The organism is uncultured Mailhella sp., assembly GCF_944324995.1.
Lineage (GTDB): Bacteria > Desulfobacterota > Desulfovibrionia > Desulfovibrionales > Desulfovibrionaceae > Mailhella.
Map to the genome: position 1 here is coordinate 1 of NZ_CALUYL010000014.1, position 22,085 is coordinate 22,085.

A 22,085-nucleotide genomic window follows, 5' to 3' on the forward strand; every position below is an offset into this window, starting at 1 on the left:
TTGATGCTTCCTTTCGACCAGGTAAGGGATTTGGCAGAGATATAGGCTTCCGCCGCTTCTGAGACGGTGGGAAGTCTTTTGACGTGCCTGTGACTGCTAGAGGTACTTTTTCGTGATTCCGAACTCGCAGGCTCGGAGGTTGCTCTGAACGACTTCGGAGCAGCCTCTGAGCGCGTGGTGGAATTCAGCATGGAGCTGACTTCCACCCGCAATACGGGAGTACTGGAGATTGCTTCCAGAGTTTTCTTTGCAGGTGCGTTTTTCTTTTCTCCTGTCTCCAATCCCGCCCCGGCTTCCTTCATGAATTTCGGCAGAGACAGAGTAAGAGCAGCAGGGGAAAGGTCTTCTTCACAGGCCGCAGTAAACCAGAACGTATCCAGCTTTCTCACGAATCCACTTAAAAATTCAGCATGTTGCATAGAAGTACCGTGCACAAGCTGTATCCTTCCCGACTGAATCTCCTCCACCAGGGCAAAAAATGTCTGGGCAGCAACAGAGAGCCGGACTGCCTTGGAGCGGGCAGTTCGGCTTTTCATACCATCCAAAGAGCGGCGGATTTCAGTTTTTCCTAAAAGAGAACGCAAGTGATTCTGCACAGTTATTCTAAAATACCTGATACCGCGATGATGAGAAAGGTAGGTCTTGTACTTCGAAAGGTACCGGGAGTGAGAAGCTGTTCCGGGGATATTCAGCGGCTCTAAGTCGTTCATAGCTCGTACCTGAAACGTATCCAGAAGGTGTATCCAGTACGAACGAGCCGCGATTAAAAGAAAAACCCGCTGTAAAAACAGCGGGTTGTAAATATCTGGCGGAGAGGAAGAGATTTGAACTCTTGGTACCTTTCGGGTACACACGATTTCCAATCGTGCTCCTTAAGCCGGGCTCGGAAACCTCTCCGCGACAGGAGTGTTTCTAGTATAGATGCCCCCGGACGTCAAGCAAAAAATTGGAAAATTCCAAATTTTTTTTCTCAACGGATGTTTTCCAGGAGAATTTCACCGAATTTTGAGCAGGAAACAGCCTGAGCTCCGGGCATTTCCGCGGCCAGATCGGGAGTGACAGTCTTATCGGCGATGGCCTTGAGAATGGCCTGCCTCACTTTGTCCGCGGCGGCGGCAAAGCCGAGATGTTCCAGCATGAGAGCGCCGGAGAGCAGAAGGCTTCCGGGATTGGCGATGTCCTTTCCCGCGGCGGTGGGAGCCGTGCCGTGCGTGGCTTCAAACAGCGCCAGCGTGTCGGACATGTTGACGCCGGGAGCCATGCCGAGGCCGCCGACCTGAGCCGCCAGCGCGTCGGAGATGTAGTCGCCGTTCAGGTTGGGCAGTGCAAGAACGCTGTACTGTTCGGGGCGAAGCAGGGCTTCCTGGAACATGGCGTCGGCAATGCGATCTTTAATAATGATCTTGCCCTTGCTGTTTTCCGGCGTGGCTTCCTTTTCGGGAATGGTGACGTCGCCGAATTCTTCTCTGGCGACTTCATATCCCCATGCGCGGAATCCGCCTTCGGTGAATTTCATGATATTGCCCTTATGTACCAGAGTGACGCTGGGAAGATGGTGATCCAGCGCGTACCGGATGGCGCGGCGGACAAGGCGCTTGGAGCAGAACGCCGACATGGGCTTGATGCCGATGGCGGACGCTTCGCGGATTTTTGCCCCGAACTCGGAACGCAGAAATGCGGCCAGCTTTTCCGCTTCGGCGGAACCGGCCTGATATTCGATGCCGGCATAAACGTCTTCGGTATTTTCACGGAAAATGACCATGTTGACGTTCTCAGGATGCTTGACGGGCGTGCTTATGCCTTCAAACCAGCTGACGGGGCGAATGCAGGCGTACAGATCAAAAGCCTGACGCATGGCCACGTTGAGACTGCGCATGCCGCCGCCCACGGGCGTGCCGAGCGGCCCTTTGATGGCGACGGACGCCGTTTTCAGCGTGTCGAGGGTTTCCTGAGGAAGGGGAGAGCCGGTCAGACGCGTGGCTTTTTCACCGGCCAGAAGTTCCACCCATTCCAGTTCTTCTTCGCCGTCCGTGGCGGCCTGCATGGCGGCGTCCAGAACGGGCCGGGTCACCTTCCATATTTCAGGGCCTATGCCGTCGCCTTCAATCCAATAAACAGTGTGTTTCATAGTAGCCTTCCTACAGGGAGAGTTGTTCCGCCTTAGCGCGGGTTTTCCTGAGAAAATAGCGTTCCGCCATTTTCCGATGATGTGCGGGCATGGCGAGATCTTCCGTTTTGTTCCAGGGAACAAAACGGTGGGGAACATCGTCGAGTCTCGCGGAAATTTCGTTCATGGTCAGCGGGGGATCGGCGGCAATGCGAAAAAAGTGGGCGGTGAGTCTGTGATTGGTGTAGCCGTGCTGAACCTGCCCGAGAGGAGCAATGATTTCCACCGGAATGCCCATTTCTGCCAGCGTCCGTATGACCGCTTCCTGCGGTGAGCCGGAAGAGACCTCTGTTCCTGGGAATTCCCACATGTTGCCCCAGAGGCCCTCGGGACGGCGACGAAGCAGCAGAACCTGACCTTCCACAATGAGAATGCCGTGCGCTGAAGTGACGGGAATGGTGCGGGCTTTTGCCTCGGCAACAGGCCGTTCCTTTTCCACGCCCAGTTTGTGCGCCGAGCACCAGGAGACGAGGGGACACTGCAGGCATCGCGGAGACTTGCCGCAGACCAGAGCACCGAGCTCCATGAGCGCCTGATTGTAGGCGCGGGCCTGACCGTGAGGCAGAAAACGCTGAGCTTCCTGACGAATGAGCGCGGCAGCCGGATTTTTTTTGACGGGAGAGTCGATGTTCATGAGGCGGGAAAAGACTCGCTCGACGTTGGCGTCGATGGATACCATGTCCTGCTCGTAGGCAATGCCGAGAATGGCGGCCACGGTATAGTCGCCAAGTCCGGGAAGAGAGGAGAGCGCCTTCTGGGAGTCGGGAACGGTGCCGCCGTGGCGTTCAAGCATGATTTTTGCGGCCTGATGGAGAAAGCGCGCGCGGCGATAGTAACCGAGACCTTCCCAGTAGCGGAGTATTTCTTCTTCCGGGGCATCGGCCACGGAGCGGACGTCGGGAAAGCGGTTCATCCAGCGTTGAAAATAGGCAACGCCGCGTTCCATCTGGGTCTGCTGAAGCATGACTTCGGATATCCAGACTTCATAGGGAGTGTAATGCACTCTCCAAGGCAGCGGACGCTTGTGGAGGGCGAACCAGGCAAGCAGGGCGTCGGTGATTTTTGTAACGTCATTCTGGGGGAATACGGAAAACATCGAGGCAGTATATACGGCAACGATGGTGCTTACAAGACAAAGGCAGGCTGTTTTTAAAGAAAAATTGAGGGGAGAGCACGTTGATCGGAAAGGGAGATGAAGGGCGTGGCGCATGCGACGATTTTTTCAGGAAAAGAATCAGGTTATGGACTCCAAAAGTCTTGATGCCGGAGTCGGTGATTGCTTTTTGCGATGTAGTGATTCATACTGAACGCAATACAGATGATTTCCGCGCTGGATGCGGGCGGAAATAGTTGTCCTACTGAGAGGATTCTTATGAATTTTGTGTTTATTTCTCCACAGTTTCCCCAGTCGTACTGGAACTTCTGCGATCGGCTGAAGGCTCGCGGCGTCAATGTTCTCGGCATAGGGGACACGCCTTATGACGAGCTGTCCGGCGAGCTTCGCGGCTGTCTTACGGAATATTACCGGGTGGACTCTCTGGAAGATTACGACCAGGTTTACAGAGCCATGGCGTTTCTTACGTTCAAGCACGGCCGCATAGACTGGGTGGAAAGCAATAATGAGTACTGGCTCAGTCAGGACGCGCGTCTGCGTGACGATTTCAATATCAAAACCGGCATGAGCGTGGCGGAGGTCGCCAACGTGCGTCGCAAGTCGGCCATGAAGAAGTTTTATCAGGATGCCGGAGTGCCTGCGGCGCGCTGGCATCTTATCGGCGATCTGGAGAGCGGCAAGGCTTTTGCGCATGAAGTGGGCTATCCGGTGTTCGTCAAGCCCGACGGAGGTATGGGAGCTTCCGGCAGCTACAAGATTTCCAGCGATGAAGAGATGGAACGCTTTTATGCGGGCAAGGAAAATGTTCCTTATATCATGGAGGAATATCTCTGCGGAGACATCTGGTCCTACGACGGCGTTTCCGATTCCAAGGCCAATGTGATTTTTGAAACCTGCACATCGTGGCCGCCGTCCATTGCGGATATCGTGAACAACAAGGATCATCTGGCCTACTACACTGCGAGCAATCTGCCCGACGATCTCAAAGAAGTCGGCCGCAATACGATCAAGGCGTTCAATGTGCGCAGTCGATTCTTCCATCTGGAGTTCTTCAGACTCAGGGAGGACAAGCCCGGTCTTGCCCGCAAGGGCGAGCTGGTGGCTCTGGAGGTGAACATGCGCCCCGCCGGAGGATGGACGCCTGACATGTTCAACTACGCCAACAGTGTGGACGTCTATTCCATATGGGCCGACATGGTCACGCACGACAAGACTTTTGTTGATCTCGACCGGCAGAAGTTTTTTGCCGTCTATGCCGGCAGACGCAACGGCAAGCCCTATGTGCATACGCCCGAGGAAATTCGTTCGCGTTACGCCGGACGCATCGTCATGGATCTGGACATTCCCGACGCCATTTCCGGGGCCATGGGGAATCATCAGTGGACGGCCATTCTCGATACGGCCGAGCAGAAGGATGAATTCATTCACTTTGTGCAGGAGACGTACTGATGGAGTATCAGCGTCACAGCCAGTACAGCCGGGTTCTCGACCGGGAGCTGCCGTTTCTTGTCTTCGGCCACACGGGCAAGCCTGTGATGGTGTTTCCTACGCAAAACGGCCGGTGTACGGATTTTAACGACTTTCAGATGCCGGAAACTGTGGCCGAGCATATCCAGGCCGGTCGCATTCAGCTGTTCTGTGTCGATTCCATTGATGAAGAAACCTGGTCGGACAAAAACGGCGACAAGGGACGTCGCGCATGGCTTCAGGAGCAGTGGTTCCGCTACTGCACCGAGGAGTTCACGCCGCTCATGCTGCAGATGAACGGAACCAGGCAGGCCCCGCTGACGGCTGGATGCAGCATGGGAGCAACGCATGCGCTGAACACGTTTCTGCGGCGGCCCGATTTGTTTGACGGCGTCATTGCTCTGAGCGGAGCCTACGATGCCCGATATTTCTTCGGCGACTACATGGACTCCAACCTCTACAACAACTCCATAGTTGATTACATGAGAGGTTTTCCCCTGGATCATTCCTATATTCCCATGTTCAATACCCGGAGCATATACATATGCACGGGGCAGGGTGCCTGGGAAGATGAAATGATACGCACCACAGGCATGCTGAAGGCGATTTTTGAAGAAAAGGGCATCCGCGCCTTTTTTGACTTCTGGGGACACGATGTGGACCATGACTGGCCCTGGTGGAGAAAACAGTTCCCTTATTTTCTCAATAAGATTCTTTAAAAGCAGGCATCATTCTTGAAAAATATACGGGGGAGTTCCCTCGTATATTTTTTTAATAGATACGTTGCACAAAAGTCGAAGTCAGAGGGGGTGCCGGTCAGAAGGACTTTTGCCTTTTGAAGACCCGTCAGATTCAATCGGTCGGCGTCAGGCGGGCAAGGCGATTCCGCATGAAAACAGCAAGACCTGTCTCAGGGCTTGCCCTCCATCATTCGGCTGGGCGGTTCGTCGTCTGCGTGTACGAAGCTTGCCCGGAGAATCCCCCCTCCTTTGAGCGTGACGCCTGATGACGTCGGAGAAGAGCTACTTTCTGCCTTTGAAAAAAGACATGGCCTGCCGCACGAGATTTGAAGCCTGTCTGGTCAGTCCGCCGTCGGCGGCAAGCGATTCCTTGAGGGCAATGCGTTCTTCCGGGGACAGGGCGTCCATGTGCCTGGTGAGTTCATGGCGCTTGCTGTCTTCCATGGCCTGAAAGTTCTTGACGAGTTCAGCCCTGCGTTTTGCCATGACGGCGACATTGGGGCGATCCGGCGTCACCACGCGGGGGAGGTTGTAGCGGATGAATTCATCAATCAGAGCGACGGGACTTTGTTCGGCAACGAGTGTCAGCTCTTCCGCGTACAGGGGGATGACCTCATAAAACGTGACGGCTTCACCGTCGTTGAGACGGCATTGCCCTTCGCGATCGTTCATGCCCGTCAGCATGGCGGCGCAAAGTCCGGTATTGTCGGCAAAAGGGAGCCCCTGCGAAAAACTGAAGGTATGTCCCCAGGCGTTGTAACTTTGGGTCGTTTCAGGCAGGGATGCAATATTCATCAGCAGGCGAACCGGCCAGGCGTCCCGCTCTTCGCCGGACTGCACGTTCCAGTCGGCAGGCAGGCGTATCAGATATTCGGCCCTGGGCGGAAGTTCGCTGTCTTTGGGAACGCTCATGGGGCGAGCTCCGGCACCGATGGTGAGAAGGATGGTTTCTTCTCCTGCGGAAGGGGAGGTTTGAGCGGAAAAGAGCCTGCCGATATGTTTCCGACTGGGAGGAGTGAGGGCCAGAATGTCGAGCGCGCCGCCCGAGGGCAGTTGGGCCTGCCCTATGCCGGAGATGGCTCCGAAATGCTTCTGCACATGCGCCATGAGAAGGTTGCGGTCGGCATTGCCGTACATGGAAGGCGTCGAGGACGTTGTTACCTCGCAGGACATACAAAGCTCCTGACAGGTTTCTCCGACAAACGGAGAACTCGGAAAAGGTTTAGAAAAATCGGCGTTCCCTGGCCGGTTCCGCTGTTTTGCCTGCCGCAGCAAAAAACGGGATTCCCGCATTGTGCGGGAATGTTCTTCTTGGATAGCGAAAAGTTGAAAAAAAAGATACCCCGTCGATGACGGGGTATCTTTCAAGCAACACTAAAACTTTTCAGACGCTTCAGGAAAACTGTGCGGTGAGGGATCCCGCCCGGAAGCGTCTGAAGCGCATTAGAAGTAGCGCTTCAGCAGACCGGCGAAACCGGCACCGTGGCGAGCTTCGTCCTTGGCCATTTCATGCACGGTGTCGTGGATGGCGTCATAGCCCTTGGCCTTGGCCTTGCGGGCGGTTTCCATCTTACCGGCGCAGGCACCGGCTTCAGCTTCAGCGCGCATCTTCACGTTGGTCTTGGTGCAGGGCACGAGCACTTCGCCGAGCAGTTCGGCGAACTTGGCAGCGTGTTCGGCTTCTTCAAAGGCATAGCGCTTGAAGGCGTCGGCGATTTCAGGATAGCCTTCACGTTCGGCCTGACGGCTCATGGCAAGATACATGCCCACTTCGGTGCATTCGCCGGTGAAGTTGGCGCGCAGTTCTTCCATGATGTCGGCGTCTTCAACCTTGCCGTCGCCGACATGGTGTTCGGTCACGAAGCCGGCGTTGCCTTCTTCCACACGGAACTTGGAGCCGGGAGCGCCGCACTGGGGGCACACGAAATCTTCGGGAAGGCTTTCAGCTTCAACGGTATAGCCGCAGATGGGGCAAACAAACTTTTTCATTGTATTATTCTCCTGATGGATGCCGCAACGATGGAATCGTGCAACGTATGTTGCGGCAAAGAAACGCGGACGTTTTCTTTAAGCCGCAACGAGAAAGGGGGCGGAAAGAAGTTCTTTCCGCCCCAAGCGGAATCAGTTTACTTGGAGAGCTCGGTCAGTTCGTCGAAGCGTTCCTGATACTGCTGAGCCAGAGTGGCACGCATCTTCTTGGCAAGTTCGGGCTTAGCCTTTTCAAGCTGGGCATAGCGGTTTTCGCCGAGCAGGAATTCATCGAGGGTGCCGTCGGGCTCCTTCTTGTAGTCAAGAATGAAGGGATTCTTGCCTTCTTCCTTGAGGGTGGGGTTGTAGCGGTACAGAGGCCAGTAACCGGTCTGCACGGCGAGCTTGGCTTCTTCGAGGCTGCGGCCCATGCCCTTGCGGATGCCCTGGTTGATGCAGGGAGCGTAGGCAATGATGAGCGAAGGACCATGATAGGCTTCGGCTTCCTTGAAGGCCTTGAGCACCTGGTTCATGTCGGCGCCCATGCTCACGCTGGCGACGTACACGTAGCCGTAGGTCATGGCCATGCGACCGAGTTCCTTCTTGCGGACGGGCTTGCCGCCGGCAGCGAACTTGGCGATGGAGCCGAGCGGAGTAGCCTTGGAGGCCTGGCCGCCGGTGTTGGAGTACACTTCGGTATCGATGACGAGGATGTTGATGTCGGCACCGGAAGCGATGACGTGGTCAAGGCCGCCGTAACCGATGTCGTAGCCCCAGCCGTCGCCGCCGAACACCCAGAAGGACTTCTTGGTGAAGAGATCCTGCATGGTCCAGAGCTTTTCGAGGGCGGGATTGCCGTCAACGTCGGTGAGCTCGTCGAGCACGGCTTCGCCGTATTCACGGGAGAGCTTGGCGTCGTTCATGTTGTCGAGCCAGTTCTGGAGGGCGGTCTTCAGTTCTTCGCTGATGCCGGGCACTTCCAGAGCTTCACGGCAGGCAAGGGCGAGGCCGTCGCGACGCTGCTTGTAGGCGTCGTGCATGCCGAGGCCGTATTCGGCGGCGTCTTCAAACAGGGAGTTGCCCCAGGCCGGGCCGAAGCCGTCCTTGTTCTGGCAGTAAGGCGTGGTGGGAGCGGAGCCGCCCCAGATGGAGGTGCAGCCCGTGGCGTTGGCGATGACCATGCGTTCGCCGAACAGCTGGGTGAGCAGCTTGACGTAGGGAGTTTCGCCGCAGCCGGCACAGGCGCCGGAGAATTCCAGCAGAGGCTGGCAGAGCTGAGAACCCTTGAGGGTGCCGCGATCGACCAGGTCGTCCTTGATGGAGATGTTTTCTTCGGCGAACTTGAGGTTGGCCACCTGAGCGTCGAGCTGGGTTTCGAGGGGCTTCATGACCAGAGCCTTTTCCTTGGCGGGGCAGACGTTGGCGCAGGAACCGCAGCCGAGGCAGTCCTGAGCGTACACCTGAATGCGGAACTTGAGGCCCTTGAGTTCCTTGCCCATGGCGTCGATGGTGACGAAGCTTTCAGGCGCGCCTTCGAGTTCGTCTTCAGTGGCGAGCACGGGACGGATGGCGGCATGGGGGCAGGCCATGGAGCAGCGGGTGCACTGGATGCACTTGGTGGAATCCCATTCGGGCACGAACACGGCTACGCCGCGCTTTTCGCAGGCGGTGGTGCCGAGCGGAACGATGCCGGTGGGATCAAAGGCGGACACGGGCAGGGTGTCGCCCTTCTGAGCAAGGATGGGACGAACCACGTTGGCGATGTAGGGATCGGTGTCGTGGTAGATGGAAGGAGTGTCGGCGGCGTCGGCCCAGGATTCGGGGTACTTGATCTCGGTGAGAGCTTCAAGAGCCTTGTCCACGGCGGCGATGTTCATGTTGACGACCTTGTCGCCCTTCTTGCCGTAGGTCTTCTTGATGGCGGCCTTGATGTAGTTGATGGCGTCGTCGATGGGCAGCACGTTGGCGAGCTTGAAGAAGGCGGTCTGGGTAACCATGTTGATGCGGTTGCCGAGGCCCACTTCCGCAGCCACCTTGCCGGCGTCAACGTTGTAGAACTTGAGGTGCTTTCTGGCGATGGTGCGCTTCATCTGGCCGGGCAGTTCGCGCTCCATGTCTTCCAGGGAAGTCCAGCTGGAGTTCAGCAGGAAGGTGCCGCCGTCCTTGATGCCTTCGAGCACGTCATACATGTGGACGTAGGAATCCTTGTGGCAGGCGATGAAGTCGGCGCGGTTCACCAGGTAGGAGGACTTGAGATAGGACTTGCCGAAACGCAGATGCGAAACGGTGAAGCCGCCGGACTTCTTGGAGTCGTAGGCGAAGTAGCCCTGAGCGTACATGTCGGTGTTGTCGCCGATGATCTTGATGGCGTCCTTGTTGGCGCCAACAGTGCCGTCGGAGCCGAGGCCGAAGAACTTGCACTGCACGGTGCCGGCGGGCACGGTGTCGATGTCGGCGCCCACTTCGAGGGACAGGTTGGTGACGTCGTCCTCAATGCCCACGGTGAAGTGGTTCTTGGGAGAAGCAACCAGCATGTTGTCGAACACGGCCTTGGCCATGGCGGGGGTGAATTCCTTGGAGCCGAGGCCGTAGCGGCCGGAGAGGAGCTTGGGGAACACGCGGATCTGATCGCCGTGTTCCACAAAGGCGGTGCAGACGTCTTCGTACAGAGGTTCACCGAGGGAGCCGGGTTCCTTGGTGCGGTCGAGCACGGTCACGGTCTGCACGGTGGCGGGCATGACGTTCAGCATGAGCTCGGCGCTGAAGGGACGGAACAGACGAACCTTGACGATACCGACGTGTTCGCCCTGAGCGTTCAGGTAGTCGACCACTTCTTCCATGACGTCGCAGGAAGAGCCCATGGCCACGACCACGCGATCGGCTTCGGGATCTCCGTAGTAGTCGAAGGGCTTGTAGTTGCGGCCGGTGATGGAGGCGACGCGCTTCATGGCGTCAATCACGACGGCGGGCACTTCGTTGTAGAAGGGGTTGCAGGCTTCGCGGTTCTGGAAGTAGATGTCGGGGTTCTGGGCGGTGCCGCGCTGATGGGGATGTTCAGGATTCATGGCGTTGTCGCGGAATTCCTGAACCTTGTCCCAGTTCACGACCTTGCGGATGTCTTCATAGTCGATGACTTCGATCTTGCGGATTTCGTGAGAGGTACGGAAGCCGTCGAAGAAGTGGCAGAAGGGCACGCTGGAGTCGATGGCGGCGAGATGAGCCACCAGAGCGAGGTCCATGGCTTCCTGGGGGTTGTTGGAGCACAGGAAGGCGAAGCCGGTCTGACGGGCGGCCATGACGTCCTGATGGTCGCCGAAGATGGACAGAGCATGAGAGGCCAGGGCGCGGGCGGAAACATGGAAGACGGCAGGCAGAAGTTCGCCGGCGATCTTGTACATGTTGGGGATCATGAGCAGCAGGCCCTGAGAAGCCGTGAAGGTGGTGGTCAGAGCGCCGGAAACGAGGGAGCCGTGAACAGCGCCGGCGGCACCGGCTTCGGACTGCATTTCACGGATGGCGACGGTCTGTCCCATCAGGTTCTTCTGGCCCTTGGCGGACCATTCGTCGGCCAGTTCGCCCATGACGGACGAGGGCGTGATGGGGTAGATGGCGGCAACGTCGCTCAAGGCGTAGGCAATGTGCGCGGCGGCGGTATTGCCGTCCATAGTCTTCATGTGTTTGGCCATAAAGTCCTCCTCATAGGATGCCCGCCAAGCGGCGGAAAAGTGCCCGCGTAAACCGCGGAAGATTTCAGAGTCAGTCGGTCACAACAGGCTGGAAGGGGGATAGGCGCGCCCCTCCTGTGACCGAACGGGAGAAAAGTAATACTGTTTGAGTAAACAATCAACCGTTTTCCCTTTGCCAACATATCAAAAAACTCATTTTTCGTAAAGATGGGGAGCGAAGGGGGCGAAGTAAAAAAGAAGATTATCATTTACCGGCGACGGGGAATGGGGGAAGATTCCAGAGACTGCTCTCAGAGGCGGAAATTTCGGCGCGCCTTGTCGCGCAAGGGGGAAACTATGGACTACAGCGATTCCGTGGACCGGCTCAACCGAATTCTGGTTCGGGCGCATCGCATCATTCAGCACGAGCTGCTCAGGCAGGGGGTGGACGATCTGGTGCCGTCGCACGGCGCCGTGCTGGAATATTTGAGTCAGGCAGGCATACCGCAGCCGGTCACGGAACTCGTGGTGGCGTTGAAGCGCCCGAAGTCGTCCATCACCAAGGCGACGGACTGTCTGGAACACGGCGGCTACGTGTTCAAGCGTCCCAATCCCGGCGACGGACGCAGCTATCTTGTGGGGCTTACGCCTGCGGGCAGCGAGGCGCTGGAGCTTTTTCGGGGGGCCTATGCGTCGCTGGAAAAAAAGCTGTTCGCTTCCATTTCGGACGAGCGCAGAGAGGCGTGCATGCAGACGCTCGCGGAGATGGAAGCCAATCTGGAGCGCTTTCTCTGAGCGCAGTGCAGAGCTCAAATCGGGCGGAGACGCGACGTGTGAGGCCGGCGCTGTTTATTTCCCCCATCTGCTATTAATTAAGGAAAGGATTTTGCAACTCCGATGGAAGGAAATGGCCGTGCACCCGGCGTTTCTTGCCGAGGGAGAATTAGCGTCCTGCGCAGGAGTGTCTTTGCCTGCCGCTCGCTGCCGGATTTTCTGCTGAAGCGGTGCGCTTGATGCACGATGTGCGGCTTGCGTTTCTCGAAAAAGCTTGTCGGGAGCTTCGCGGCGCCTTTTTCTTTTCGACGCGTCGCGTGTGCGTCAGGGCGCGCACGGAAAGAGGAGGAGCGAGGAAGAGATCGTCCGGCGTCGCCTGTGGTAGAAAGTTCGGAAAATATTCTGGGGAAAAACAGGTTGCGGGGAAAGGTTCCTGTCTTTTGCAGGAAGGAGCCTTTCCCCGCATTTTTAATTATTGAGCATCGTTGTTTCTTGCCGCGAGTCCCATGAGGGCGTAGGTCAGGCTTGCGGCCGCAAAATCCGAGACGATGTGCCCTTCACGCGGGGCGAGCTCCACTACGTCGAAGCCCAGAACGCGCCGTCCCTGCATGGCCTTGGCCGCGAGGTCGAGCGCCATGTACCAGTCGAGCCCGCCGGGCACGGGAGTTCCGGTTTCCGGCATGATGGAAGGATCAAGACCGTCCACGTCGAAGGTGATGAAGATGTTGCGGGGAAAATCTTCGGGAATGAGATTGTCCGGAATGCCGTGACGGCACAGATACGGGGCGTCCCAGCTGACGACGCCGTGTTCCTTTCTGGCTTCCAGTTCTTCGCGGCAGTAGATGCGGTTGCCGAGCTGCACGAGCGGCAGGTCAAGATCCTTGACGGCCCGGCGCATCACGCTGGCGTGGCTCCACTTGCTGCCTTCGTAGCTGTCGCGCAGGTCGGCATGGGCGTCGAACTGAATCACGCCGAAGCGGCCGTACCGTTCCTTGAGCGCCGCCATTTCCCCGTAGGTGAGGGAATGCTCCCCTCCGAGCACCACGGGCATGGCCCCGGCGTCGAGCGCGGCCAGCACGGCCTTCCTGACGTTTTCCATCACCTGTTCCGGCGCGCCTGAGCAATCGACGGGACACTGCGTAAAGATGCCGTTTTCTCCGGGATAGCTTGTTCCGTCGCAGAGTTCGAGCTGGTCGGAGGCTTCAAGAATGGCTTCCGGGCCGTTGGCCGTGCCTCCGGCATAGCTGACCGTGGCCTCGTAGGGCACGGGGATGACGTGAAAGCGCGCCTGATCGGCGGGACGGGGCGGCACTTCCGAGGAAAGAAAACGATTCTCGTATTCGTTCAGCATGTAAGTTCTCTGATGATTGGTCTGTGTTGTGCATGCGGAAGCCGGGCTTCCGTACCTTGTCCGAGTGCTCCGCAGAATGCGGAAAACGTTATTGCGCCTGACCGGAAGAGGCGTCGGCCTGAGACGGTTCGGCGAGACTCTTGCGGAAGATGCGGCGCATGTTTCTGCTCACCCATTTGCCGAAGTTGTCGAGATAGACGTAGTACACCGGCGTGATGTAGAGCGTGACGAGCTGGGAGAAGATCAGGCCGCCGGAAACGCAGATGCCGATGGGCTGACGGGCTTCCGCGCCCGTGGCGCCGATGCCGAACGCCAGCGGCAGCGCGCCCATGACGGCGGCCAGCGTGGTCATGAGGATGGGACGGAAGCGAATGAGGCAGCCCTGAATGATGGCGTCTTCCGTGTCCAGACTTCCGCTGCGTTCGGCCGCAAGGGCGAAGTCGAGCACCATGATGGCGTTTTTCTTGACGATGCCGATGAGCATGATGATGCCCACGAAGGCGGTCATGTTCAGTTCCGAATTGAAGAGCCACAGACTGAACAGCGCGCCGAACGCCGCGGACGGCAGACCGGAAAGAATGGTGATGGGGTGAATGAAGCTTTCGTACAGAATGCCGAGCACGATGTAGATGAGCAGCAATGCCACAACGATGATGAGTATCATGTCGTGAACGGAATCCTGAAAGTCCTGGGCCGTGCCGGTGAGGCTGCCGGAAACCGAGGCGGGCAGGATGTCGCGGGCGGCGTTTTCCACGTCGGCCATGGCTTCGCCCATGGCGTAGCCGCTGGCCACGTTGAAGGAAATGCTCACGGCGGGGAACTGCCCCCGGTGGTTCACGGAAAGAGGACCGGCCTCGAACTGCCGGGTGACCAGGGTTTCCAGCGGCACGAGCTTGCCCTTGCCGGAGCGCAGATAGATGCTTTCCAGAATGCTTGCGCTGTCCTGAAGGTCGCGTGCGACTTCCATCTTCACGGTGTAGTCGCTGACGTCCGTGTAGATGGTGGAGATTTCGCGCGTGCCGAAGGCGGAGTAAAGCGAGTTTTCTATCTGCGAGAGGGTGATGCCCAGCATGGTGGCCTTGTCTCTGTCCACGATGAGTCGGATGGACGGGTTCATGAGCTGAAGATCGGAGCCTACGTCGCGCACGCTCTTCACGTGATGCAGAGCTTCTTCCACGTCGCGGGCTGCGGCGTAGAGTTCGGCGGTATTGCTGCCCACGAGCGTGTAGGTGTAGATGCCGGTGGTGCTGCCGCCTGCGCCCTGCATGTTGGCGTTGCGCAGCGAGACCATGAGCGTGGGATTGTTGTCCAGCGCCTTTCTGAGCCGGTCGATGACGACGTTGATGTTGTCGCGTTCGGAAATGGGCTTCAGGCGGATCATGATGTTGGCGGTGTTGGTGTCGGCTCTCGTGCCGCCGCCGATGGTGGTGGTGAAGCTGCGCACGGCCGGATCGGCGGAGATGATGGGATGCAGCTCTTCCACGGCCTTGGTCAGTGCCTCGAAGGAAATGGATTCCTCGGCACGGGCGTAGAGCCGTATGCGACCGCCGTCGATGGCAGGAAAGTAGCCCGTGGGCACCAGCGTGGAGAGCCACCAGGTGGCCGCAATGAGCAGCAGCGAACCCACGAACGTGATGACGCGGTGACGCATCACGAAATGAAGGCTGCGCGAGTACAGCGAGAGCAGGGCGACGAAGCCGCGCTCCATGGCGGCCTTGATGCCGGAATGCTTCAGATGCACGGACTGATCGGTGAGAAACAGCGCGCTCATCATGGGCGTGAGGCTGATGGAAATGAAGAAGGAGATGGAAATGGCGATGATGATGACGGCCGCGAATTCAAAGAACATGCGTCCGGCCGTTCCGGGCAGGAAGAGCAGCGGAATGAACACCGCGCCGAGGGAAATGGTCATGGAAAGAATGGTGAAGCCGATTTCCCCTGCGCCGTCCATGGCGGCGTTGAAGGGCGACTTGCCCATTTCCCGGTGTCGTATGATGTTTTCCAGCATGACGATGGCGTCGTCCACCACGAAGCCCACCACCAGAATGAGGGCCATGAGCGACATGTTGTCGAGGCTGAAACCTGCGGCAAACATGAGCGGGAACGTGGCCACCACGGAAAGCGGCAGGGCAAGGCTCGGAATGATGGTGGCCATGCCGTCGCGCAGGAAAATGTAGATGACGAGCACCACCAGCAGAATGGTGAGCAGAAGCGTGAGTTCCACTTCCGTCACGGACTCCTTGATGGGAATGGAGGTATCTTCCACCACGGCCATGTCGATGGAAGGCGGAAGCGTGTTTTCGATGTCGGCGAGCAGGTCGAGGATGTCGCTCACGATCTGCACGGTGTTGCCGCCCGGCTGCTTGGTCACCTGAACGATGACGCCGGGATTGCCGCTGATGAAGCTCGCCTGGTTGGTTTCTTCCACGCCTTCTTCCACGTCGGCCACGTCGCTCAGGCGCACGGGAGCGCCGTTGCGCCAGGCGACGACGATTTTGGCGAAGTCTTCGGCCTTGATCAGCGAGCCGTTGTCCTTGATGTTGCGTATGCGGTCCGAGCCTTCCAGCTTGCCGGTGGGAAGGGTGACGTTGGCGGCGTCGATGCCGTTGCGGATTTCTTCCGCGCTGACGTCGCGCGCCTGCATGAGGTCGGGCCGGAGATTGACGCGCACCGCGTAGCGCTTGGCGCCGCGCACGTCGGATTTCGACACGCCGGCCACCATGGAGAGCCGCTGGGAGACGTAGTTTTCCGCATAGTCCGTCAGCTGCTGCCTCGTGATGGTGTTGGAGGTGAGCGCAATCTGGATGACGGGCAGGGAATCGGGGTCCAGCTTCATGAAGCGGGGCATCTGCGTCATGGTGTCCGGCATGCGGGAATAGGCGATGGAAATGGCCGACTGCACGTCCAGAGCCGCGCCGTCGATGTCGCGGTCAAGCTCGAACTCCACCCGCACCATGGTTCGGCCGAGCTTGTTGGTGGAGGTCATGTTCTTGATGCTGGCAATGGTGGAGAGCTGTTTTTCCAGCGGCTTGGCCACGGAGGTGGCCATGGTTTCAGGCGACGCGCCGCTCAGCGTGGCGGAAACGATGATGACCGGATAGTCGATGTTGGGGTTCTCGCTCAGCGGAAGGCGCAGATAGCTCATCCAGCCGAAGACGAGTATGCCCATCATCAGCAGCGTGGTGGCGACGGGGCGCTTGATGAACGTGGTGGAAATGTTCATTGCTGCGCTCCCCCGGCGGCGGTGATTTTTCTGTCTTCCTGCAGGCGCACGGGCATGCCGTCCTTCAGGCGCACATGACCTTCAAGCACGACCTGCTCGCCGCTGGCGAGTCCCTTGGAAATGACGGTGATGCCGTCGTTTTCCACGTCGGTGCTCACAAGGCGCACGCGGGCGATGCGGTCGTCGCCCACCACATAGACGAAGGGGCCGTCCGGGCCGAGCATCACGGCGCGGCTCGGCACGGTGACGGCGTTCTTTCTCGTGTCGAGCTGTATCTTCACGCGGAGAAATTCTCCGGGCCACAGTTCGGTGCCTTCGTTGAGAAAGCGCGCCTTCAGCGGCACGGTGCCGGTGTCGGCATCCACGTTGCCCACGAAGATCACGTCGCCGACAAGGGGCTTGCCTTCCTTGGAATCGGCCGACACCTGCAGGCCCGATTTCTCCCGGACGTTGCGGCGTATGAGGGGAAGATGCTTTTCCGGCACGCTGAAAGTGATCTCTGCGGGCTGAAAGGCGTCCACGACCACAAGAAGCGTCTGCGCCGTAACGACGTTGCCTCTGTCCACGCGAACGTCGCTTGCGCGGCCGTCCATGGGCGCGCGGATTTCGCAGTAGGAGAGATCAAGTTCGGCCTTTTCGAGGGCGGCCGCATCTTCGCGCACGTCGGCCTGCGCGCTGACCATGGTCACGCGAGAGGCGTCGGTTTCCGCAGCGCTGGAGAATCCGCCCTTCTTCATTTTGAGCGCGCGGGAGTAGTCGTCCTGAGCCTTGGCAAGCTTGGCCTTGTCGCTTTCGAGTCTGGCCTGCGCCTGATGCAGCGCTATCTGATAGGGTTCCTTTTCAATGACGAAAAGAAGCTGTCCCTTCTTTACCATTTCGCCGTCGCGCACGAGAACCTGCTGCAGTTCTCCGCTGGTGCGCGAAACGATGTTCACTGAAGCGGAAGGCTCCACGGTACCGACGGCCTCAAGCATGTAGGGAACGTCTCTTGTTCCGGAGGCGACGAGCGTGACCAGCGCGGTGCGGACGGCGCGGGGCTGCGTTTTTTCGGATTCGCCGGAGCAGCCGATCAGCAGCGCGGCGCAGACAAAACACAGAAAAATTCGAGCGGACATGGAGACTCCCGGGGGATGTTGACTTATTTTGTCATAGTACGAAGAGAAAAAATTTGCTGTCAAGAAAAGGACGGAAAAGATTTTCTTTCAAAAGATTGCAGAGCGCTGCATAAAAGAAGAGAGCCGTTTCCATGGGTTCATGAAAGCGGCCCTCTTGAAGATGGCGTCAGGATTTGTCGTCGGAGCGTTCGCCGACAAGATGCTCCATCTGACGGCAGATGCCCATGAAGATGTCCATTTCGTGGCGACGCAGATCGGCCCTGTCGAAGAAGCGGGCAAGCGGCAGGAAAAAGTGCTCGGGATTGTCCCTCGGAATGGTGCCGATGTCCATGAGGGCGTTTTTCAGCGTGCGGAAGAGGAAATCCCGTTCCTCGGCCGTGACGCGGCGGGAGAGATTCGGATGGGCGTCGATTCTGGCGGCGTCGGGCAGGGCGAGGAAGCATTCGTAGATCATGAGCAGCACGGCCTGCGCAAGGTTCAGGGAGGATGCGTCCGGCGCGGTGGGAATGGTGACCAGACGTCCGCAGTTTTCCAGATCTTCGTTGCTGAGGCCGCGATCCTCCGGGCCGAACATGATGGCGACGTCTTCGCCGAGGGCAATGCGTTCCGCAATTTCCGCTGCGGCCTGACGGGGCGTGATGAGCTGCTGTCTGGCTCCGCCCGTGCGTGCGGTAGTGCCGACGACCAGCGTGCAGGGAGCCACGGCTTCCTGCACCGAATTCGTAACCGTGATGGAGTCGAGCAGCGGCTTGCCCTGACTTGTGGCCGTAGGCAGGGCTTTTTCGTAATTCCAGCGGCGGGGTTCGGCAAGATACAGGGGCGCGTGGCCGAAGTTGGCCGAGGCGCGCGCGGCCATGCCTATGTTTTCGGGAAAGTTGGTGCGGACCAGCACCAGACGCAGATGCCGCATCATGGCGGCGATTTCGGAAGCGTTTTTCATATCATCATCGGGCAAAGCCCGCTCCGTAGGTTGTTAGAGAGAGTCTGGCCACACGTGAGAGGCCGTGAGGGCCAGCATGGCCATGCCCAGACCGAATTTGACGACCATGCCCAGAAAGCGCCCCACGAACGCGCCCTGCGCGGCGCGGAAGGCCACTTCCGCAGGCTGACGGCGGATGAGCGTTTCCGCGAGAAAACATCCGGCCCAGGCACCGAACAGCGCGCCGAACACAGCGCCGACGCCGAACATGAAGGGCGCGCCGAAGATTGCGCCCAGAACGGCGCCGATGATGCCCGCCCAGGTGGAAACTTTGGACGAGCCGTATTTTTTGGCGCCCCATATCTGGGCTCCGAACTCAACGATTTCGCCGGCCACGGCGAGCCCTATGAACATGACGAAGAAAAGCACGTTGAGTCCGTTGCCCGGCACGAGCAGCGCCCAGGCCGTCACCAGGGCCACCATGGCCCAGTTGCCGGGCAGCGTGACCAGATTGAGCAGCACGCACACGCCGAGAGCGAGCAGAAAAAGCGTGGTGAAAAAAACGCTCATGCCGTCTCCCCGAGGCTGAGCCCGAAGATGAGACCGAAACAGCGGTCGAAGCGGTCGTCTCCGCAGGGCGAGATCAGTCGTCCGCAGCCCTTGAGCTCGTCGCGGCCCGGGCCCATGATGCAGGTGGGACGAAAACCCTCGGCCTCGGCGGGCAGGTCTCCGCAGATGCAGCCGTGTCCGCCGGAGGCGCGCACCTGCTCGTCGGGCAGCCAGTTCAGGCGCATTTCCTTGAGATCGTTCATCAGCGCGTCGCGGGGAATGTCGCTGTGCTGTTCATAAAGCCCCAGCAGACGTTCCTGATAGACCATGAAGGCCTGTACGTGACGATGCCCCGCCCACAGAATGGTGACGCCTTCGCAGAAGGAGCGGTCGCGCACGGATTCCAGACTCAGCGCCGCCAGCAGTGCGGCCAGGCCGCTGTCGACGCCCACGGAGGTTCCGAATACGCGGCGGGCGTCGCTGAGGAGCGGCGCGACTTCCCAGTCGGAAAAATCGCCCTTCATCAGAAGATCGGGGCGGCCTTCGGCGCGGCGCAGCGCGTCTTTCCAGCGCTGGATGCGCGCGGCGCGGCGCTCTTGCGCGGGCGAGTCGCTCTTTGCGGCGTTCATGCCGCAAAGCAGCGTCAGCTCAGGGAAGGGCAGATCATTTTTTTTCAGAAAATCGCGGGCCTGTTCCACGGGGCGTGCTGTAGGAAGTTCGGCCTTGGGCCAGCGGGAGGATTCCATGCCGGGAAGAGCCAGCATGACTGCGGTGAAGCGGCTGCCGTTGTCCAGAACAAGAGTGGGGCGCTGCGGCGCAGCGTTGTTTGCCATGAGGGAGTCCAGCATAGTTGTTGCCTGTTCGGGCGAGTTGCGTTGTCGATGTTCGGGGCGGGAGTTGTCCGCATTTCGGCAAAGGCGCGGCGTCCGTTCCGCCGGGGCGGTCGAACGCCTTTTCTTTGCAGGAGCCCGACATCAGGGCAAGAGAAAAAGGAACGGGGAGAAATCTCCCCGTGCAGCGTTACAGCAGAGCGCCGTTCCAGTTGAAATCGCTGGTGCGGCGAAGCGGAGGCAGGTTCGGCGGAACGTTTTCCTCCAGTCTGGCGAAGAAGGCGTAGCCTGCGGATTCCAGTTCCTGCCTGTGCGCGGACAGATCCATGGGCCAGGCCGGATAGATCCACAGGTTGTGACCGTAGTTGCGCGCCCAGAAGGCTTCGCCCTTGGGGCTGAAGAAGGCTTCGTTGGCCTTGACCTGATTCATGCCGTGCCGCGAGATGCCCACGGGCCAGTAGCCGGAGAGCACCATGCCGAGCGGCAGACAGCACTGACGCGGCAAAGACAGGTAATCTTCTCCCGAAAGCTCGGGGCTGACGAAGGCGGATTCAAAGCCGAGCCTGGCCAGCACGGCCACGGCGGCGGGGTTGGAGATGTTGCAGAACGGACCGGCCACGAGATGCGGACGGCGGCGCTCGTCGTCCATGGGGAAGAGGCTGACCTGCCACGGCGAGTTGCACACGAAGTGCGTGGAGCCGCCGCGCATGGCTTCAATGACGAGTCTCTGCCACAGGGCTTCTTCGTCCGGCCAGATGACCGGCGGCAGCCACCAGGAAATGCGGGGCATCACGGTGCGCGACACGGCGCGCACGGAGTTCGCCGACATCCACAGTCCGGTCATGATCGAGCGGGAACCGCGGGTTTCGCGCCCCTGCGGCAGGCTTGAACGCACGAGGTAGTCCTGCTGACGGCGGGCGCGGACGGGGCGGGGCAGATGGGGCGTCCACTCCACGAGGGGGCTTTCCACCGAGCGGCATTTTTCCAGCTTCTTTTCCCAGTCCTGAAGAATGTGGATCAGCTCCGGTTCCCGGCGGTCGATGAGGAACACGGGCACGCCTGCCTTGGGCATTTTGTGTCTGGCAAGGCGCAGGGTACAGGTTCCGGCCTTGGGCGTGCGTCTCGTCACCGGCACGGTGTCGTGCCAGGGTTCGTCTTCGTAGCCTACGCGCAGAAGATCCTTGGGGAGCAGCTCGATACGGGGCTTGATGAAGGGCAGCGAGGGCGCGCCGTTCTTTTTTTCAAACTGAATCTTGCCCACCAGAAGACCGGAACTCGTGGGTTCGTCGGGCGTGGAGATGTGGGCGTCCTTCTGCGGCAGAAAGCGCGCGCGGGTGACGGGGCGGCCCAGCGCCATTTCCAGCAGGGCTTCGGCGTCCTTCTTGGCGTGGGGCCAGTCGGGCGTGCCCAGGGAGTCGAGCAGCATGCGGTAGGCCGTCACCACGTGATACACGTAGTGCGGACCCTTCTTGCGGCCTTCAATCTTGAGGCTGCGGATGTGGGGAATTTCGGCCAGCGTTTTGACGAGCACGTCGATGGAGAGATCCTGACAGGAGAAGAAACGGCCTTCGCGTCCTTTCTGCTTGTAGATTCTCCGGCAGGGCTGCACGCAGCGGCCGCGCAGACCGCTCTTGCCGCCGAGATAGCTGGACCAGTAGCAGCGGCCGGAAACGCACCAGCACAGCGCGCCGTGGACGAACATTTCAAAATCCATGCCTTCGGGAGCTTCTTCGTCCATCTGACGGATTTCGTCGATGGAAAGCTCGCGCGGAAGCACCACGCGCTGCACGCCGAGCTTCTGCACGGTCAGCAGATCGCGGGAATAGGAAATGTTGGAGAGCGTGGAGAGATGGAGTTCGCCCTCGAATCCGGCCTGACGCGCCACGTCGATGAGGCCGATGTCCTGAATGATGAGGCCGTGGGGCTGAGCGTCGCGCTGGAGGCGCTTGATGAGGCGTCCGGCGGCGGGAATGTCGCTCGCCTTGATGAGGGAGTTGAAGGCCACGTATATTTTGCGGCCGTTCTGATTGGCCAGGTCCACCATGCGGGCGAGCTCGGTGGTGCTGAAGTTTTCCGCTCCGGCGCGGGCGGAGAAGTTCTTGAGGCCGAGGTAGGCGGCATCCGCGCCGGCGGCCATGCCCGCCAGAAAGCAGGACATGTCGCCGGCCGGAGCCAGAAGTTCAGGCAGAGTGTGCTGTGTCAT

The 22,085-nt window shown here is 59.2% G+C and carries 16 protein-coding genes and 1 tRNA gene; 3 read left to right on the forward strand and 14 right to left on the reverse strand.

The window, feature by feature from the left end:
- The 4 genes from Q0K02_RS07100 to Q0K02_RS07115 form a co-directional block, all read right to left on the reverse strand.
- The coding region (locus Q0K02_RS07100; protein ID WP_363315671.1) for a DUF6538 domain-containing protein at positions 1-710 on the reverse strand (710 nt) is incomplete at its 3' end.
- Between the two features lie 96 nt (positions 711-806).
- A tRNA-Ser gene (locus Q0K02_RS07105) sits at positions 807-897 on the reverse strand.
- 73 nt (positions 898-970) lie between these two features.
- Positions 971-2,128, reverse strand: coding sequence for an NADP-dependent isocitrate dehydrogenase (gene icd, locus Q0K02_RS07110; protein ID WP_294486666.1), 1,158 nt, complete (start codon positions 2,126-2,128; stop codon positions 971-973).
- A gap of 10 nt (positions 2,129-2,138) precedes the next feature.
- On the reverse strand, positions 2,139-3,263 hold the full coding sequence (locus tag Q0K02_RS07115; RefSeq protein WP_294486667.1) for an A/G-specific adenine glycosylase: 1,125 nt from the start codon (positions 3,261-3,263) through the stop codon (positions 2,139-2,141).
- Between the two features lie 276 nt (positions 3,264-3,539).
- On the opposite strand from Q0K02_RS07115, the gene Q0K02_RS07120 reads away from it, so the two are divergent.
- Complete coding sequence (locus Q0K02_RS07120; protein ID WP_294486669.1) at positions 3,540-4,730, forward strand: ATP-grasp domain-containing protein; 1,191 nt, start codon at positions 3,540-3,542, stop codon at positions 4,728-4,730.
- Positions 4,730-5,467, forward strand: a complete 738-nt coding sequence (locus tag Q0K02_RS07125; protein ID WP_294486673.1) for an alpha/beta hydrolase-fold protein — start codon at positions 4,730-4,732, stop codon at positions 5,465-5,467. Before Q0K02_RS07120 ends, Q0K02_RS07125 begins: the two co-directional genes overlap by 1 nt.
- A gap of 303 nt (positions 5,468-5,770) precedes the next feature.
- Here Q0K02_RS07125 and Q0K02_RS07130 read toward each other — a convergent pair whose 3' ends face one another.
- From Q0K02_RS07130 to nifJ, 3 genes are all read right to left on the reverse strand, one after another.
- On the reverse strand, positions 5,771-6,661 hold the full coding sequence (locus Q0K02_RS07130) for a suppressor of fused domain protein (protein WP_294486675.1): 891 nt from the start codon (positions 6,659-6,661) through the stop codon (positions 5,771-5,773).
- A gap of 270 nt (positions 6,662-6,931) precedes the next feature.
- Positions 6,932-7,477, reverse strand: a complete 546-nt coding sequence (locus Q0K02_RS07135; protein WP_294486678.1) for a ferritin family protein — start codon at positions 7,475-7,477, stop codon at positions 6,932-6,934.
- Between the two features lie 137 nt (positions 7,478-7,614).
- Complete coding sequence (nifJ, locus tag Q0K02_RS07140; RefSeq protein ID WP_294486680.1) at positions 7,615-11,142, reverse strand: pyruvate:ferredoxin (flavodoxin) oxidoreductase; 3,528 nt, start codon at positions 11,140-11,142, stop codon at positions 7,615-7,617.
- Between the two features lie 336 nt (positions 11,143-11,478).
- Here nifJ and Q0K02_RS07145 point away from each other — a divergent pair, with 336 nt between their 5' ends.
- Positions 11,479-11,916: a MarR family transcriptional regulator gene (locus Q0K02_RS07145; protein ID WP_294486682.1), complete on the forward strand. Its 438-nt coding sequence runs from the start codon at positions 11,479-11,481 to the stop codon at positions 11,914-11,916.
- Positions 11,917-12,367: 451 nt separating this feature from the next.
- On the opposite strand, the gene speB is transcribed toward Q0K02_RS07145, so the two are convergent.
- From speB to Q0K02_RS07180, 7 genes are all read right to left on the reverse strand, one after another.
- Complete coding sequence (gene speB / locus Q0K02_RS07150) at positions 12,368-13,246, reverse strand: agmatinase (RefSeq protein WP_294486684.1); 879 nt, start codon at positions 13,244-13,246, stop codon at positions 12,368-12,370.
- 88 nt (positions 13,247-13,334) lie between these two features.
- Positions 13,335-16,469: an efflux RND transporter permease subunit gene (locus Q0K02_RS07155; protein ID WP_294486686.1), complete on the reverse strand. Its 3,135-nt coding sequence runs from the start codon at positions 16,467-16,469 to the stop codon at positions 13,335-13,337.
- Positions 16,466-17,584 (reverse strand): efflux RND transporter periplasmic adaptor subunit, encoded by a 1,119-nt coding sequence (locus tag Q0K02_RS07160; RefSeq protein ID WP_294486690.1) that lies wholly within the window; start codon positions 17,582-17,584, stop codon positions 16,466-16,468. Before Q0K02_RS07160 ends, Q0K02_RS07155 begins: the two co-directional genes overlap by 4 nt.
- Positions 17,585-17,750: 166 nt before the next feature.
- Positions 17,751-18,524, reverse strand: coding sequence for an RNA methyltransferase (locus Q0K02_RS07165; protein WP_294486693.1), 774 nt, complete (start codon positions 18,522-18,524; stop codon positions 17,751-17,753).
- 33 nt (positions 18,525-18,557) lie between these two features.
- A complete protein-coding gene (locus Q0K02_RS07170; protein ID WP_294486695.1) occupies positions 18,558-19,073 on the reverse strand; it encodes a DUF456 domain-containing protein in 516 nt (171 codons plus the stop codon).
- Positions 19,070-19,885 (reverse strand): DUF1786 family protein, encoded by an 816-nt coding sequence (locus Q0K02_RS07175; protein WP_294486697.1) that lies wholly within the window; start codon positions 19,883-19,885, stop codon positions 19,070-19,072. The genes Q0K02_RS07170 and Q0K02_RS07175 overlap by 4 nt, the downstream gene beginning before the upstream one ends.
- 187 nt (positions 19,886-20,072) lie before the next feature.
- Entirely contained in the window at positions 20,073-22,085 is a 2,013-nt protein-coding gene (locus Q0K02_RS07180) for a U32 family peptidase (RefSeq protein WP_294486701.1), read from the reverse strand.

Coding starts and splice junctions, on each gene's coding strand:
- icd (WP_294486666.1), bottom strand. CDS start 2,128: ATGAAACACACTGTTTATTGGATTGAAGGCGACGGCATAGGCCCTGAA.
- Q0K02_RS07115 (WP_294486667.1), bottom strand. CDS start 3,263: ATGTTTTCCGTATTCCCCCAGAATGACGTTACAAAAATCACCGACGCC.
- Q0K02_RS07120 (WP_294486669.1), top strand. CDS start 3,540: ATGAATTTTGTGTTTATTTCTCCACAGTTTCCCCAGTCGTACTGGAAC.
- Q0K02_RS07125 (WP_294486673.1), top strand. CDS start 4,730: ATGGAGTATCAGCGTCACAGCCAGTACAGCCGGGTTCTCGACCGGGAG.
- Q0K02_RS07130 (WP_294486675.1), bottom strand. CDS start 6,661: ATGTCCTGCGAGGTAACAACGTCCTCGACGCCTTCCATGTACGGCAAT.
- Q0K02_RS07135 (WP_294486678.1), bottom strand. CDS start 7,477: ATGAAAAAGTTTGTTTGCCCCATCTGCGGCTATACCGTTGAAGCTGAA.
- nifJ (WP_294486680.1), bottom strand. CDS start 11,142: ATGGCCAAACACATGAAGACTATGGACGGCAATACCGCCGCCGCGCAC.
- Q0K02_RS07145 (WP_294486682.1), top strand. CDS start 11,479: ATGGACTACAGCGATTCCGTGGACCGGCTCAACCGAATTCTGGTTCGG.
- speB (WP_294486684.1), bottom strand. CDS start 13,246: ATGCTGAACGAATACGAGAATCGTTTTCTTTCCTCGGAAGTGCCGCCC.
- Q0K02_RS07155 (WP_294486686.1), bottom strand. CDS start 16,469: ATGAACATTTCCACCACGTTCATCAAGCGCCCCGTCGCCACCACGCTG.
- Q0K02_RS07160 (WP_294486690.1), bottom strand. CDS start 17,584: ATGTCCGCTCGAATTTTTCTGTGTTTTGTCTGCGCCGCGCTGCTGATC.
- Q0K02_RS07165 (WP_294486693.1), bottom strand. CDS start 18,524: ATGAAAAACGCTTCCGAAATCGCCGCCATGATGCGGCATCTGCGTCTG.
- Q0K02_RS07170 (WP_294486695.1), bottom strand. CDS start 19,073: ATGAGCGTTTTTTTCACCACGCTTTTTCTGCTCGCTCTCGGCGTGTGC.
- Q0K02_RS07175 (WP_294486697.1), bottom strand. CDS start 19,885: ATGGCAAACAACGCTGCGCCGCAGCGCCCCACTCTTGTTCTGGACAAC.
- Q0K02_RS07180 (WP_294486701.1), bottom strand. CDS start 22,085: ATGACACAGCACACTCTGCCTGAACTTCTGGCTCCGGCCGGCGACATG.